Source organism: Hoeflea algicola, from assembly GCF_026619415.1.
Classification (GTDB): domain Bacteria; phylum Pseudomonadota; class Alphaproteobacteria; order Rhizobiales; family Rhizobiaceae; genus Hoeflea; species Hoeflea algicola.
Map to the genome: position 1 here is coordinate 2,956,386 of NZ_JAOVZR010000001.1, position 14,081 is coordinate 2,970,466.

Below are 14,081 nucleotides of genomic sequence, written 5' to 3' on the forward strand. Positions count from 1 at the left end.
TCCGCATATGCGCGTTGATCCATATCAATCTGCTCTGCAGGCTCGGCCCTTCGATAACAGCAGCCAATGGCGCTGGCGCAGCGAATTGATACTTTGTCCGCTTACGCGCCGTTGGTGCCGTGCGCTGTGAAAGCTCGCAGCCCGCCTATTTCACCAGAAGAAGATCTGTAGAGAACATCTGAAAGCCCCCGTAACAAATAGTCCATCCTTCTCGCTCCACGTGGCTCTACTTTACAGAAAGCTCTGCGGATCGATATCGACCTGAACCTGCACCGAGCCGCGCGGCTTCGGGCCCTTGGCCAGCATCTGTTTCAGGAATGCCTGCATGTCGTTGCCGCGCGCACCATGCACCAGCAGCCTGAACCGGTAGCGGCCGCGAATCAGCGCCAACGGCGCTTCCGCCGGGCCGAGCACCATGATTCCCGAGGATGATGGCGCACAGCCGCGCAAGGCCCGCGCATGGCTCTCTGCCTCAGGCCGTGTCGCCGCCGAAATGATCACCGAGGCGAGCCGCCCGAATGGCGGCAGCACCGCCAGCCGCCGTTCCTCGGTCTCGCGTTCGTAGAACGCCTCCGGATCGCCCGACGCCAGGGCCTGCATAACCGGATGCTGCGGTTGAAACGTCTGAATCAGGCCGTGGCTCTTGCGCCCCGACCGCCCCGCCCGGCCGGTCACCTGGGAGAGCAGCTGATAGGTGCGTTCAGCCGCCCGCGGGTCGCCGTTTGATAGCCCCAGATCGGCGTCGACCACGCCAACCAGCGTCATCAGCGGAAAATTGTGGCCCTTGGCCACCAGCTGTGTGCCGATGACGATATCGGCCTCACCCTTGGCAATTGCTTCGAGCTCGATCCTGAGCCGCCGTGTACCACCCGTCATGTCGGATGACAGCACGATGGTGCGCGCCTTGGGAAAATGCTTGTCGGCTTCCTCGGCGATCCGTTCGATTCCCGGGCCGCAGGCAACCAGATGGTCCAGCGTTCCACATGACGGACAGGCCTGCGGCGTCGGCTCGTTGTGGCCGCAATGGTGGCATTGCAGTTGCGCCCGGAACCGGTGCTCGACCAGCCAGGACGAGCATTGCGGACACTCGAACCGGTGCCCGCACACTCGGCACAAGGTCAGCGGTGCATAGCCGCGCCGATTGAGAAACAGCAGCGATTGCTCGCCACGCTCCAACGTCTCGGCCATCGCCTTGAGCAGCACCGGCGACAGGAAGCCGCCGCGCGCCGGCGCATGCCGCCTTAGATCCACCAGCTTGAGATCAGGCAGCCCGGCATCGGCGTAGCGGCCCGACAGCACCAGGTGATGGTAGCGCCCCTGGGCGGCGTTGACGCGGGATTCGATTGACGGCGTCGCCGAGGCCAGCACTACCGGAATATCGGCGAGCCGCGCCCTGACCACCGCCATGTCACGGGCATTGTAGAACACCCTATCCTCCTGCTTGTAGGCCGGGTCGTGCTCCTCATCGACAATGATCAGGCCGAGATCGGAAAACGGCAGGAACAGCGCCGAGCGTGCGCCGGCCACCACATTGACCCGACCCTCGGCGGTCTGCCGCCAGACCTTTTCGCGTGTTCTGGGCGCCAGTTCCGAATGCCATTCCGCCGGCCGCGCCCCGAACCGGTCGTGAAACCGGTCGAGGAATGCGCTGGTCAACGCGATCTCCGGCAGCAGGATCAACACCTGCCGGCCCTGCCTTATCGCTTCGGCGATTGCCTCGAAATAGACTTCGGTCTTGCCCGACCCGGTAACGCCATCAAGAAGCGTCACCGCAAATCCGCCCTTGGCCACCGTGGCGCGCAGCGCATCGGCCGCTGCAATTTGGTCGATTTCCAGTTCGGCCGGGCTGAAATCCGGATCGGGCGCTGCCACCACGGGTGGCGGCGGCAGCTTGACCGCCTCGAACACGCCCTGCGCGGCAAGCCCGTCGATCACCCCGGGCGACACCCCGGCGGCGTGTGCCAAGCCGCTCTTGCTCCAGGCCAGCCCGTCACCGGCCTGTGCCAGCACCCGCTCGCGGGCCGCCGTCAGCCGCTCCGGCTGTTCACCGGTCAGCCGCAGCGCATTGATCATCGGCTCGGGATCAAACGCCGCCGGCGCCCTCAGCGCCATCCGCGCCACCAGCCCGGGCGGCGACAGCGTATAGGCCGAAACCCAGTCGATGAACCGCCGCATTGGCTCGACGATCGGCGGACAGTCGAACACCTGGACGATTTCGCGCAGCTTGTCGGGATTGATCACGTCGGCGGGGCCGTCCCATACCAGCCCGGCAACCAGCCGCGGGCCCAGCGGCACCTGCACGATCTGACCTGGCACAGCGTCAACGCCTTCAGGCAGCGCATAGGAATAGGCCCGCTCGGCAGGCATCGGCAGCAGCACCGGAACCACTTTACGCGGAAACAGCCCACCATCAATTTGTCGCGAATCTTTGTCCATGTAGCGTGACCTTGCCCCCACATTGGGCTAAAGGAAACCCAGATATATCATTGAAGCGCCGGCACGAACCCGCCGCTGAAGCTTTGGAGTAAGAAAATGAAATTCTTTGTCGATACCGCCGACGTCAACGAGATTCAGGAACTCAATGATCTGGGCCTGATCGATGGGGTGACCACCAATCCGTCGCTGATCATGAAGTCCGGCCGCGACATCCAGGAAGTTACCAAGGAAATCTGTGCGATTGTCGACGGCCCGGTCTCAGCCGAGGTCACCGCCACCGAGTATGACGCGATGATGAAAGAGGCGGCGGTGCTGGCCAAGATCGCCGACAACATCTGCATCAAGCTGCCGCTGACGCTCGATGGCCTCAAGGCTTGCCGGGCGCTGGTTTCCGATGGACACCAGACCAATGTGACGCTGTGCTTCTCCGCCAACCAGGCACTGCTCGCCGCCAAGGCCGGGGCCAGCTTCATTTCGCCCTTTATCGGCCGGCTTGACGACATGGCCATGGACGGCATGGATCTGATCCGCGAAATCCGCCAGATCTACGACAATTATGGCTTCGACACCGAAATTCTCGCCGCCTCGATCCGCACCGTCAACCATGTGCGCGAAGCAGCCCTGATCGGCGCCGATGTGGCCACTATTCCTGCCTCCACCATCAAGGCTCTGGTCAAGCACCCGCTCACCGACAAGGGTCTTGAGAATTTTCTCGCTGATTGGAAAAAGACCGGCCAGAAGATTGTCTGAGCAGACGACACCGACACCCGCATGAGCCATGCCGGGCCGCTTTTCAGGCGGCCTGGCTCCAGTCGCTCGGAGCCGCCTCAAACGCCCGGTTCGGGTCTTTGGCAAGCCCGTGCACGGTGTGATATTCGAGCGCCCGCACCGCTTCATTGGGGTCGCCGTCAAGCGCTTCCGGCATGATCGGCTCGCCGACGGTAAACCGGAATGTATGGTTCTTCTTGTTCAGAAGCTCGTGAAACACAGTCATGTCGCGCAGCTCTGTCGAGTGCTTTGACAGCCAGTAGAACAGCCCGGAATTGCGCGCCGAGACGTGCACAGGAACCACCGGCAGCGAATGCCGTCGCGCCAGCGTCACCGCCGATACCTTCCACGGACGTTCGGTGAGTTTCCCTTCGTTCCAGAACGCAATTCGGCCCGATGGAAATAGCACCGTGGCCTTGCCGTCCTGAACCGCGCGGTTGGTCAGTTGCAAGGTCTCGCGGGTTTTGTCACGGCTCTTGAAATCATCGCGCCATTCCACCGGGATGATGATTTCATCAAATCGCGGGCTGACCCGCACCGCGTCGCGATTGGCAAAGATCATCATGTCGGGCCGGTGCCGGGTGAGAAAATCGAACATTGCCACGCCATCGGCGATACCGGTTGGGTGATTGGCGACCAGAAGAAAGCCGCCCTCGCGCGGAATCCGGTGCGCGTTTTGCGACTGGATATCGAGCTGCAGCAGATCGCTGAGATATTTGAAGGCTTCGTGGCCTGACATCGCTGAAATCGCGTCAGCCATTCGCACAGCGGCGCCATATTTCAGGGTTGCGTAAACCAGTGGGCGCATCAACGGCCATGCCGGATGCGCCACGAGACGGCCACCCCGCTCGCCGATCAGCTGATCGATGATATGCCCCGGGCGGCCGTGGGCCAAAATCTGTAAGCGGTCAGATATATCCGCCACATACGCCATGGAACCGACCCCTCTGGACTCCGCTGTCGCAGAACCTATGGCAAGCGATTGTGATGTCACGATGACACCACGCTAACGCTCTCGTTTACCCCCCGCTAAGGCCTCAATGCAATAGTCGGCTGCAAGTTCCGCAACATCGCGGAGGCGAATACTCATGGGTGCATCATGCAACAACCGCTGGTTATCGCCGCCCCGGACGTGATTCTGGAACAGCAGCACTGGCTCGCGCAACTGATCCAGGAGCGACGGCTGTCCGCCAAGACCGCCGAAGCTTACGAGCGCGACCTGCGGCAGTTCTTGAGTTTCCTGACCGGGCATCTGGGTGGGCCGCCGAGGATTGCCGACCTCGCCGATCTCAAGCCACTCGACCTGCGCGCCTTCATGGCCGTGCGCCGCCGACAAGGCGCCGGCGCCAGAACGCTGGGCCGCGGCCTTGCCGGCATCCGTTCGTTTCTCAGGCACCTCGAGCGCAAGGGGCTGGCCAACGCCGCCGGTGCCGCCGCCACCCGCGCGCCCAAACAACCGAAATCTCTGCCCAGGCCGCTCAATGCCCGCGATGCCTGCCGGGTGGTCGACACCGACCTTCAGCTTGCCGACGAGCCCTGGATTGCTGCCCGCAACGCCGCCGTGCTGACACTGCTCTACGGTTGCGGCCTGCGCATCTCCGAAGCCCTGTCGCTGACGATTGCCGATCTGCCGCAGGGTGGTGAAAGCCTGCGAATCACCGGCAAGGGCGACAAGACCCGGCTTGTGCCGCTGTTGCCGATCGCCCGTCAGGCGGTCGATGCCTATCTCAAGCTGTGCCCCTATGCGCCGGCGCCCGATGCACCGATGTTCCGCGGCGCCCGCGGCGGCCCCTTGCAGCCGGCCATCGTGCAAAAGGAAATGCGGCGGCTGCGCGGTGCGCTCGACCTGCCCGACAGCGCCACGCCGCATGCACTCAGGCATTCATTTGCCACCCACCTGCTCGCCGGTGGCGGCGATTTGCGTACCATCCAGGAACTGCTCGGCCATGCCAGCCTCTCGACCACCCAGGTCTATACCGGCGTTGATACCAGCCGGCTAATCGAGATTTACGACCGCGCCCATCCCCGCGCCTGATCCCGCAAACCCGGCCCCGCTTTGTGTCGACCGCCGACGCAGCGGCAGGACCTTGGTCGGCCTCGCTATTTCGCAGGCTCAGGCCCGCGCAGTCTTGCCCGAGACGGTCGTTAACCTGGCATTCACCACGTCTGCAGGCGGACTGACCGATTAACCCAATTGTCGCCACCACGGCGCTAGAATGGCAGGAACGATTCAACAGGAATGGCCTGCACATGCGACACCAGCCCGTCATTTCCAAGCTGCACACGATGTGTGTGCGGGTTCCCCGGCTGGTCTTTGCAATTGCCGCGTCGCTACCGCTGGTCTTGCTCTTGTTGCTGGTAACCGGTCTGCTGCTCGGTGGCGGCAAGGCTCGCGCCGAAACCGCCGAATCCTGTGGTGGCGAGAATCTGGTGACCCGTCTGGCAACCACCAACCCGGAAGCACTGGCTAAGGCCCGGGCCGAGGCAGAGGCGATCCCCAATGGCCGCGGCCTGTTGTGGAAGATCGAAAAACCGGGTCTTGAGCCGTCCTATCTGCTCGGCACCATGCATGTCACCGACCCCCGCGTCACCCGCATGCCCGATGCAGCCCGCACCGCTTTCGACACAGTCGATACCGTCGTCATCGAGACAATCGACATTCTCGACCCGGCCAAGGCCCAGGCCGCAATGATGATGAAGCCGGAACTGACGATGTTTACCGACGGCACCACGCTGACCTCGTTGCTGAGCGCCGAAGACGCCCACATCGTCGAGGCCGAACTGGCGCGCCGCGGCATTCCTCTGGCGCTGGTCTCCCGCATGAAGCCATGGATGATCGCCGGACTGGTCGCTCAGCCCGCCTGCGAGATCGCCCGCAAGGCAGACGGCGCTGAATTCCTCGACATGAAGATCGCCAACGACGCCAAGAAGGCCGGCAAGCAACTGCTCGGGCTGGAGAGCATCGGCGAACAGATCAAGGCGATGGCTGACCTGCCGATGGAGTTTCACGTCCGCGGTCTGGTCGAGACTATCCGGTTGGCCGATTTGATGCCCGACATCATGGCCACCATGACCGAGTTGTATCTTGAAGGCGAGATCGCGCTGATCATGCCGGCGATTCTGGCTGCCGGTCCCGCCGACACCGATGAGGACGTGAGCGGCTATGCCGAGTTCGAAGAACGCATCGTGCTGGTTCGCAACCGCCTGATGGCCGAACGCGCCGCACCGATCCTCGACAAGGGCAACGCGCTTATCGCCGTTGGCGCCCTGCATCTGCCGGGTGAACAAGGCCTGGTCTCGCTTCTGGAAGAAGCAGGATATACACTGACCCAGCAACAATAGCCTCTGTCGTATGTACTGAATGTATTATCTCAGAATATACACGGAATGTTACATAATGTAAGTTTACGTGCGCTGGCGCACAAGCAAGCGATCCAATGCTTTCAACATAACTCCAAAATTCGATTCCATTTTTTCTTCAATACTTCGGAACCAATCTCCCGGTCATGGCGTTAGCGCCATATAACCGACGAAGGAGATGTTGAAATGGTTGAATACACCCCCCATAACCGTCCCGGCGAACACACCCGCCCGAATGAGCATATCCGCGAAACAACCGTGGTCGACTCCGGTCGGTCCGGCGGCTGGATCGCCGCCGTCGTGCTGATCGTCCTGCTTGCCATCGGCGGCTTTGTCTACTGGAGCGCCGACGGCGGCCCGGCAACTGCACCGGCCAACACCGACGCTGAAATCAATCTGCAGGTCGCTCCCGAGGCTGGCGCTCCGGGTACCGAAGCAGTCCAGCCGGCACCGGCAGCCCCTGCAGCACCGGCCGAGACCGCACCGGCTGACCCGGCCGCTGCACCCGTCGAACCGGCCCCGCAGAGCAACTGATAACCTAAAGTCGGGTTTCGGCCCGGCTCCTCCCAGACAAAAGCCGCCCGGCACAAACCGGGCGGCTTTTTGTTGTGCGGAATAGGCCATCCCTGTTGGTCAGCCGACGCGGGACAGCGAACTTGCCACAATCAATTTGTGGAACGGCATGATCACCGACAGATAGGCGCGGCCAAGGAAATTGTGCCGCCTGATCAGGGTCATCATCCGGATGCGGGTTTCACCGTCACCGGATGGCTCGGTAAGCACCACAATCCGGAAATCGAGATGCCGGTCATCAAAACCGAGAACCATCTCCGCGTCGTTCTTGCTGATGACCGGAAAGAACCCGACACGCGCCACCGTAGTCGCAGCACCTGCCGGATTGCCCTTCAGGCCGAATGGCCTGACAACGAGATTGCGCAGCACCATCAGCACGCCAACCCATTTGGGCATGCGTTCGAACGCCTGACGAGCGACAGCTTCCGCCGACAACCCGGGTCTTGCGGACAGCATTTCAAAGCAATCGGCCCAATCCGCATCCGGCAGCGCTGGATGCGGCAGACAAACCCGGATTTCACGGGCTTTCATCGCCATAGGTGTTTCTCGTGGCCAGACACCTGGCTTCTACATATGCAGCGGCTTGAAGAAAGTGGCGAGTGCGGCTTCCTTGACCGCTTCCGACATGGTCGGATGGGCATGACAGGTGCGACCGAGATCCTCGGACGAGCCGCCAAATTCCATCAGTACCGCAGCTTCGTGGATCATCTCGCCGGCGCCGAAGCCGACGATGTGAACGCCCAGCACCCGGTCGGTCTCGGCATCGGCCAGCACCTTGACGAAACCGTCAGTGGCCTGCATCGCCCGGGCCCGGCCATTGGCCGAGAACGGAAACTTGCCGGTCTTGTATTTGACACCGTCGGCCTTGAGTTCTTCCTCGGTCTTGCCCACCGCAGCCACTTCGGGGCTCGTATAGACCACGCCCGGGATGACGCCGTAATTCACATGACCGGCCTGGCCGGCCATGATCTCTGCCAATGCCACCCCTTCATCCTCGGCCTTGTGGGCGAGCATCGGCCCGACAATTACATCACCGATAGCGTACACGCCGGGCACATTGGTCTGGTAATGATTATCGGTGCGCACCCGTCCGCGCTCATCGAGCACGACGCCGGCGTCTTCCAGTCCAAGCCCTTCGGTATAGGGTTTGCGACCGGTAGCGATCAGCACCACATCGGCATCCACCGTCTCGGCGTCGCCGCCCTTGACCGGCTCGAACGAAACCTTGGCGCCCTTGCCGGATTTTTCCACGCCGGTAACCTTGGCGCCGAGCTTGAAGCTCATGCCCTGCTTGGCCAGAATCCGCTGGAACTGCTTGGCGACGTCGCGATCCATGCCGCCGAGCAGCGTGTCGAGATATTCGATCACCGTCACCTTGGCCCCGAGCCGCGCCCACACCGAGCCCATTTCCAGCCCGATGACACCGCCGCCAACGACGATGAGATGGTCAGGCACCTTGTCCAGCGCAATCGCACCGGTGGATGAAACGATGGTCTTCTCGTCGATATCGACCTTGACGCCGGGAATGCCGGCGACATCCGAGCCGGTAGCAATGACGATATTCTTGGCTTCGAGCTCCTGCGGCTTGCCGTCTTCGCCGGTCACCGAGATCTTGCCTGCGCCCAGCAGCTTGCCGGTGCCGATGAAGCTGTCGATCTTGTTCTTCTTGAACAGATAGGCGACGCCGTCGACGTTGGATTTGACCGTCGCATCCTTGTGCGCCATCATCTTTTCAAGATTGAGCTTCGGTGCGCCGACCTCGACCCCGAGCGAATCCATGCCGTGGCCCGCGTGCTGGAACATTTCCGAGGCATGCAGCAGCGCCTTAGACGGAATACAGCCTATATTCAGGCAGGTACCACCAAACGTCGCGCGCTTTTCAATCACCGCAACCTTGAGACCGAGCTGTGCTGCCTTGATGGCGCAAACATAACCGCCTGGCCCGGATCCGATGATGATGACGTCGTAACTCATGGTCTTTTCCTTTTGATCGAAACCGGGCTCGCGCAAAGAGCCCTCGTGTTCAACTTGACGCGCTCACGCCGCGCCGCAAAACCTTGGCCGGAACATGCAAGCGAGTGTGTGTTCAATCCACCCCCGCCCGGCATGCATCACCTTATTCCTGACAGCCCGAGAGACGAAACACATCGCCCGGCAGGTGTTCAATCCGTTTTTCCCGCCAGGCCTTCGACTGCATCACGGCGGCGGAAAAATCCGGCAGCAGCAAGCTTGCCGACGCTGGCTGCGGGCCAGCGGCAAGTGTCAGCCACCCAGCCCCACCGCTCTCGTCTAGGGCGTAGATCGGCCCTTGCCACACCGTGCAAGCGTCGATCTCGGCGCCGGTGGCGTCGCCTTGCGGACATTCATGCAGAACGACGCCCCAAGGCCGGTCCGGCTCGCCCGCCATCATCACCACGCCTTCCATCATAACGCCACTGCCGGCGAAACTCAGGCCGAAGCGGTGGCTCATGCTATCGGCCTCTCCCAGAGGCCCGGAGAAGGCAATCTCGGCATTGGAGCCGGCTTCGCTATAGACCGCCAGCGCCTGAGGGCACGCCGCTTGCGCCGCCGTGGTCGCCGCACCCGCAAGGGCGGCGACCATCAGCAAGAAACCCGGTCGGCAGGCGTGCCTCGACGCCATCAGATCGGCCTCCTACAGGTCGAGCACCAGCCGCTCGGGATCTTCCAGGCTGTCCTTGACCCGCACCAGGAAGGTCACGGCGTCCTTGCCGTCGACAATCCGGTGGTCATAGGAAAGCGCCAGATACATCATCGGCCGGATCACCACCTGGCCGCCGACAGCCATCGGCCGTTCTTGAATCTTGTGCATGCCGAGAATGCCCGACTGCGGCGAGTTGAGGATCGGCGAGGACATCAGCGAGCCGTAGACGCCACCATTGGAAATGGTGAAGGTACCGCCCTGCATGTCAGCCATCGACAATTCGCCATCGCGCGCGGCGCGGCCCAGACGGCCGATTTCCTTTTCGACCTCGGCAATGCTCATCTGGTCGGCATCACGCACCACCGGCACCACAAGACCCTTCTCCGTGCCGACGGCAACGCCGACATGGCAGTAATTCTTATAGATCAGGTCTGTACCGTCGATCTCTGCATTGACCGCCGGGATTTCCTTCAGCGCATGGGTCACCGCCTTGGTGAAGAAGCCCATGAAGCCGAGCTTGACGCCGTGCTTCTTCTCAAACAGTTCCTTGTACTTCTTGCGCATCTCCATCACCGCGCTCATGTCCACCTCGTTGTAGGTGGTCAGCATCGCAGCGGTGTTCTGGGCTTCCTTGAGGCGGCGCGCGATGGTCTGGCGCAGACGCGTCATCTTCACCCGTTCTTCGCGTGGCGCATCGTCTGCCGAGGAAGTCGAGCGCGGTGCGGCGGCGACCGGAGCGGCGGCCGAGCCCTTGCCGATGGCATCGAGCACATCGCCCTTGAGCACCTGGCCGCGCTTGCCCGAACCGGCAACATCGCCGGCATCGATCTTGTTCTCGGCCATCAGTTTCTGCGCTGACGGTGCCGCCGGCATGTCGGTATCAGACTTGCTGGCAGCAGCCGGGGCCGCAGTCTTCGCGGCCGGGGCTTCGGTTTTTGTTTCAGCTTTCGCTTCAGCCTTGGCCGGCGCCGCGGCAACATAGCCCTCGGTGATGTTGGCGAGCAGACCATTGACCTCGACCGTTTCACCATCCTTGGCGAGAATTTCGGTCAGAGTGCCGGAAACCGGCGAGGGAACTTCGATGGAAACCTTGTCGGTTTCCAGTTCCACCAGCGACTCGTCGACCTTGACGGTGTCGCCCACCTTCTTCAACCAGGTGCCGATGGTGGCTTCGCTGACGGATTCGCCAAGGGTCGGGACGCGGACTTCAGTAGCCATGATGATTATTCCGTTCTTTCTCAATCAGACAGATCGCAAGCGGGCGGCGCTGGCGGGTTAATCGCCAAGCGCATCCTCAAGGAAGGCTTCAAGCTGTGCAAGGTGGCGCGACATCAAACCTGTCGCGGTTGACGCGGAAGCCGGACGGCCGGTGTAGCGCACCCGCTGGAACTTAGCGTCGATATGCGCCAGCACCCATTCCAGATAGGGATCGATGAATGACCAGGCGCCCATGTTCTTGGGTTCCTCCTGGCACCACACCATTTCGGCATTGCGGAAGCGTGACAACTCGTTGATCAACGCCTTGGCCGGGAACGGATAAAGCTGTTCCAGCCGGAGCAGGTAGACATCGTTGACGCCGCGCTTTTCGCGTTCTTCGTAGAGGTCGAAATAGACCTTGCCCGAACACATCACCACACGGCGGATCTTGTTGTCCTTGACCAGCTTGATCGGTTGGTTCTTGAGCACCTCGGCATCATCCCACAGCAGCCTGTGGAAAGAACTGTCGCCGGACATTTCCGCCAGTGTCGACACCGCCCGCTTGTGACGAAGCAGCGATTTCGGCGTCATCATGATCAGCGGCTTGCGGAAATCACGCTTCATCTGACGACGCAGGATGTGGAAATAGTTCGATGGCGTGGTGCAATTGGCGACCTGCATGTTGTCTTCCGCGCACATCTGCAGGAACCGCTCGAGACGGGCCGAGGAATGCTCCGGCCCCTGGCCTTCATAGCCGTGCGGCAACAGGCAGACGAGGCCGCACATGCGCAACCATTTGCGTTCGCCGGACGAGATGAACTGGTCAAACAGCACCTGGGCGCCGTTGGCGAAATCGCCGAACTGAGCTTCCCAAAGCGTCAGCGCGTTTGGCCGTGCCAGCGAATAGCCATACTCAAATCCGAGCACCGCCTCTTCCGACAGCATCGAGTTGATCACCTCGTAGCGCGCCTGGTTCGGGGCGATGTTGGCGAGCGGAATGTAGCGTTCCTCGGTTTCCTGATCATAGAGCACCGAATGCCGCTGGCTGAAGGTGCCGCGCTCCACGTCCTGGCCGGAAAAGCGGATCTTGGTGCCCTCCGCGACCAGCGACCCGAATGCCAGCGCCTCGGCAAACGCCCAGTCGATACCCTCACCGGTCTCGACCATCTTGGCGCGGTGATCCATGAACCGCTGGATGGTGCGGTGAGCCTTGAAGCCCTCCGGCACTTCCGACAGCTTCTTGCCTATCTCGCGCAATTGCTTGAGCGGCATCGCCGTCTTGCCGCGGCGCTGCTCATCCTGATTGTCGGCAGCACGCAAGCCGGTCCATTGACCGTCAAGCCAGTCGGCCTTGTTGGGCTTGTAGCTCTGGCCGATGTCGAATTCGGTTTCCAGATTGGCGCGCCAGTCGGCCTTCATCTTTTCGAATTCGCCTTCGGTAATCACGCCTTCCTCGATCAACCGGCGCCCATACAGTGTCACCACCGTCTCGTGGCTGCGGATCTTCTTGTACATGGTCGGCTGGGTGAACGCCGGCTCGTCGCCCTCATTGTGGCCGAAGCGGCGATAGCAGAACATGTCGATGACCACCGGCTTGTGGAAGGTCATGCGGAATTCGGTGGCCACCTTGGCGGCGTAGACAACAGCTTCCGGATCGTCGCCATTGACGTGGAAGATCGGCGCCTCGATCATCTTGGCCACATCCGACGGATAGGGCGATGATCGCGAGAATGCCGGATTGGTGGTGAAGCCGATCTGGTTGTTGATGATGAAATGCACGGTGCCGCCAACACGGTGGCCGCGCAGGCCCGACAGGCCCAGCACTTCGGCAACCACGCCTTGGCCGGCAAACGCCGCATCGCCATGCAGCAATAGCGGCATCACCTTGACCCGTTCGCTCAGCGGAATGATGTCTCCGTCAAACACGGTTGCCAGCAGGTCCTGCTTGGCGCGGGCCTTGCCCATCACCACCGGGTTGACGATTTCCAGGTGCGAAGGGTTGGCTGTCAGCGACAGGTGAACCTTGTTGTTATCGAACTCGCGGTCCGACGATGCGCCCAAATGGTATTTGACGTCGCCCGAACCTTCGACCTCGTCGGGCTTGAACGAACCGCCCTTGAATTCGTGAAACACTGCCCGGTGCGGCTTGCCCATCACCTGGGTGAGCACGTTGAGCCGGCCGCGGTGGGCCATGCCGAAGACGATCTCCTTGAGCCCCATATTGCCGCCGCGCTTGATGATCTGCTCCAGCGCCGGGATCAGCGATTCGCCACCATCAAGGCCGAACCGCTTGGTGCCCTTGTACTTGACGTCGATGAACTGCTCGAAGCCTTCCGACTCGATCAGCTTCTGCAGGATCGCCTTCTTGCCCATTTCGGTGAATTCGACGCCCTTGTCCGGGCCCTCGATGCGCTCCTGGATCCAGGATTTTTCTTCCGGATTGGAAATGTGCATGAACTCGACACCGAGCGTCGAGCAATAGGTGCGCTTGAGGATGTCGAGCATCTCGGGGATCGTGGCGTATTCAAGCCCGAGCACATGATCGATGAAGATCTTGCGGTCGTAATCAGCCTCCGTGAAGCCATAGGCCTCCGGTGAAAGCTCGTTGTAATCATTGTCGGGTTGCTGGGCGATTCCGAGCGGATCAAGCTGGGCGTGCAGATGCCCGCGCATGCGATAGGCACGGATCATCATGATGGCGCGGACCGAATCCCGCGTTGCCTGCAGCACATCGCCGGTATCGACAGCCTGGCCGGCGGCTTTCGCCTTACCGCTAAGCTTGTCGCTGACAACCTTTTCGATCGCGCCCCAATTGCCGTCCAGCGCTGAAACCAGATCGCCATTGGCCTGAATTGGCCAACCCGGCTGCTTCCACGAAGCGCCGGCGGCGGCCTTGCGGACCTGATCGGGATCGTCCTTCAGTTCGGCAAAGAAGCTCTGCCATTCCGCCGACAGGCTGCCCGGGTCATCCTGGTAGCGGGCGTACATTTCCTCGATGTAGTGGGCGTTGCCACCGTAAAGAAACGAAGTCTGCGCCATGATGTCATTGGCTTCGTCGTTGCGTGCCATGGATCTCACCTTTTCC

The 14,081-nt window shown here is 61.7% G+C and carries 11 protein-coding genes; 4 read left to right on the forward strand and 7 right to left on the reverse strand.

What is annotated here, in order from left to right:
* Window positions 1-231: 231 nt before the first annotated feature.
* Window positions 232-2,436 carry a primosomal protein N' gene (locus OEG84_RS14475; protein WP_267654403.1) on the reverse strand — a complete coding sequence of 735 codons (2,205 nt, stop codon included), beginning with the start codon at window positions 2,434-2,436 and terminating at the stop codon, window positions 232-234.
* A 96-nt stretch (window positions 2,437-2,532) separates the two neighbouring features.
* On the opposite strand from OEG84_RS14475, the gene fsa reads away from it, so the two are divergent.
* Window positions 2,533-3,186: a fructose-6-phosphate aldolase gene (fsa, locus tag OEG84_RS14480; protein WP_267654404.1), complete on the forward strand. Its 654-nt coding sequence runs from the start codon at window positions 2,533-2,535 to the stop codon at window positions 3,184-3,186.
* Window positions 3,187-3,229: 43 nt separating this feature from the next.
* Here fsa and OEG84_RS14485 read toward each other — a convergent pair whose 3' ends face one another.
* Window positions 3,230-4,138, reverse strand: a complete 909-nt coding sequence (locus tag OEG84_RS14485) for a 1-acyl-sn-glycerol-3-phosphate acyltransferase (protein ID WP_267654405.1) — start codon at window positions 4,136-4,138, stop codon at window positions 3,230-3,232.
* 165 nt (window positions 4,139-4,303) lie between these two features.
* Here OEG84_RS14485 and OEG84_RS14490 point away from each other — a divergent pair, with 165 nt between their 5' ends.
* The 3 genes from OEG84_RS14490 (at window position 4,304) to OEG84_RS14500 (ending at window position 7,098) form a co-directional block, all read left to right on the forward strand.
* Window positions 4,304-5,239 (forward strand): tyrosine recombinase XerC, encoded by a 936-nt coding sequence (locus tag OEG84_RS14490; RefSeq protein WP_267654406.1) that lies wholly within the window; start codon window positions 4,304-4,306, stop codon window positions 5,237-5,239.
* Window positions 5,240-5,490: 251 nt separating this feature from the next.
* Window positions 5,491-6,546 (forward strand): TraB/GumN family protein, encoded by a 1,056-nt coding sequence (locus tag OEG84_RS14495; protein WP_425602917.1) that lies wholly within the window; start codon window positions 5,491-5,493, stop codon window positions 6,544-6,546.
* A 204-nt stretch (window positions 6,547-6,750) separates the two neighbouring features.
* Window positions 6,751-7,098, forward strand: a complete 348-nt coding sequence (locus OEG84_RS14500; RefSeq protein ID WP_267654408.1) for a hypothetical protein — start codon at window positions 6,751-6,753, stop codon at window positions 7,096-7,098.
* Window positions 7,099-7,197: 99 nt separating this feature from the next.
* Here OEG84_RS14500 and OEG84_RS14505 read toward each other — a convergent pair whose 3' ends face one another.
* The 5 genes from OEG84_RS14505 to OEG84_RS14525 all read right to left on the reverse strand — a co-directional run bounded on the left by OEG84_RS14505 (window position 7,198) and on the right by OEG84_RS14525 (window position 14,065).
* Window positions 7,198-7,674, reverse strand: coding sequence for a DUF2867 domain-containing protein (locus tag OEG84_RS14505; protein ID WP_267654409.1), 477 nt, complete (start codon window positions 7,672-7,674; stop codon window positions 7,198-7,200).
* A gap of 30 nt (window positions 7,675-7,704) precedes the next feature.
* Window positions 7,705-9,147, reverse strand: a complete 1,443-nt coding sequence (lpdA, locus tag OEG84_RS14510; protein WP_267654410.1) for a dihydrolipoyl dehydrogenase — start codon at window positions 9,145-9,147, stop codon at window positions 7,705-7,707.
* Between the two features lie 106 nt (window positions 9,148-9,253).
* On the reverse strand, window positions 9,254-9,778 hold the full coding sequence (locus OEG84_RS14515) for a hypothetical protein (protein ID WP_267654411.1): 525 nt from the start codon (window positions 9,776-9,778) through the stop codon (window positions 9,254-9,256).
* A 12-nt stretch (window positions 9,779-9,790) separates the two neighbouring features.
* Window positions 9,791-11,017, reverse strand: a complete 1,227-nt coding sequence (odhB, locus tag OEG84_RS14520; RefSeq protein ID WP_267654412.1) for a 2-oxoglutarate dehydrogenase complex dihydrolipoyllysine-residue succinyltransferase — start codon at window positions 11,015-11,017, stop codon at window positions 9,791-9,793.
* A 57-nt stretch (window positions 11,018-11,074) separates the two neighbouring features.
* Window positions 11,075-14,065, reverse strand: coding sequence for a 2-oxoglutarate dehydrogenase E1 component (locus tag OEG84_RS14525; RefSeq protein WP_267654413.1), 2,991 nt, complete (start codon window positions 14,063-14,065; stop codon window positions 11,075-11,077).
* Window positions 14,066-14,081: the final 16 nt, after the last annotated feature.

Coding starts and splice junctions, on each gene's coding strand:
- OEG84_RS14475 (WP_267654403.1), bottom strand. CDS start 2,436: ATGGACAAAGATTCGCGACAAATTGATGGTGGGCTGTTTCCGCGTAAA.
- fsa (WP_267654404.1), top strand. CDS start 2,533: ATGAAATTCTTTGTCGATACCGCCGACGTCAACGAGATTCAGGAACTC.
- OEG84_RS14485 (WP_267654405.1), bottom strand. CDS start 4,138: ATGGCGTATGTGGCGGATATATCTGACCGCTTACAGATTTTGGCCCAC.
- OEG84_RS14490 (WP_267654406.1), top strand. CDS start 4,304: ATGCAACAACCGCTGGTTATCGCCGCCCCGGACGTGATTCTGGAACAG.
- OEG84_RS14495 (WP_425602917.1), top strand. CDS start 5,491: ATGTGTGTGCGGGTTCCCCGGCTGGTCTTTGCAATTGCCGCGTCGCTA.
- OEG84_RS14500 (WP_267654408.1), top strand. CDS start 6,751: ATGGTTGAATACACCCCCCATAACCGTCCCGGCGAACACACCCGCCCG.
- OEG84_RS14505 (WP_267654409.1), bottom strand. CDS start 7,674: ATGGCGATGAAAGCCCGTGAAATCCGGGTTTGTCTGCCGCATCCAGCG.
- OEG84_RS14515 (WP_267654411.1), bottom strand. CDS start 9,778: ATGGCGTCGAGGCACGCCTGCCGACCGGGTTTCTTGCTGATGGTCGCC.
- odhB (WP_267654412.1), bottom strand. CDS start 11,017: ATGGCTACTGAAGTCCGCGTCCCGACCCTTGGCGAATCCGTCAGCGAA.
- OEG84_RS14525 (WP_267654413.1), bottom strand. CDS start 14,065: ATGGCACGCAACGACGAAGCCAATGACATCATGGCGCAGACTTCGTTT.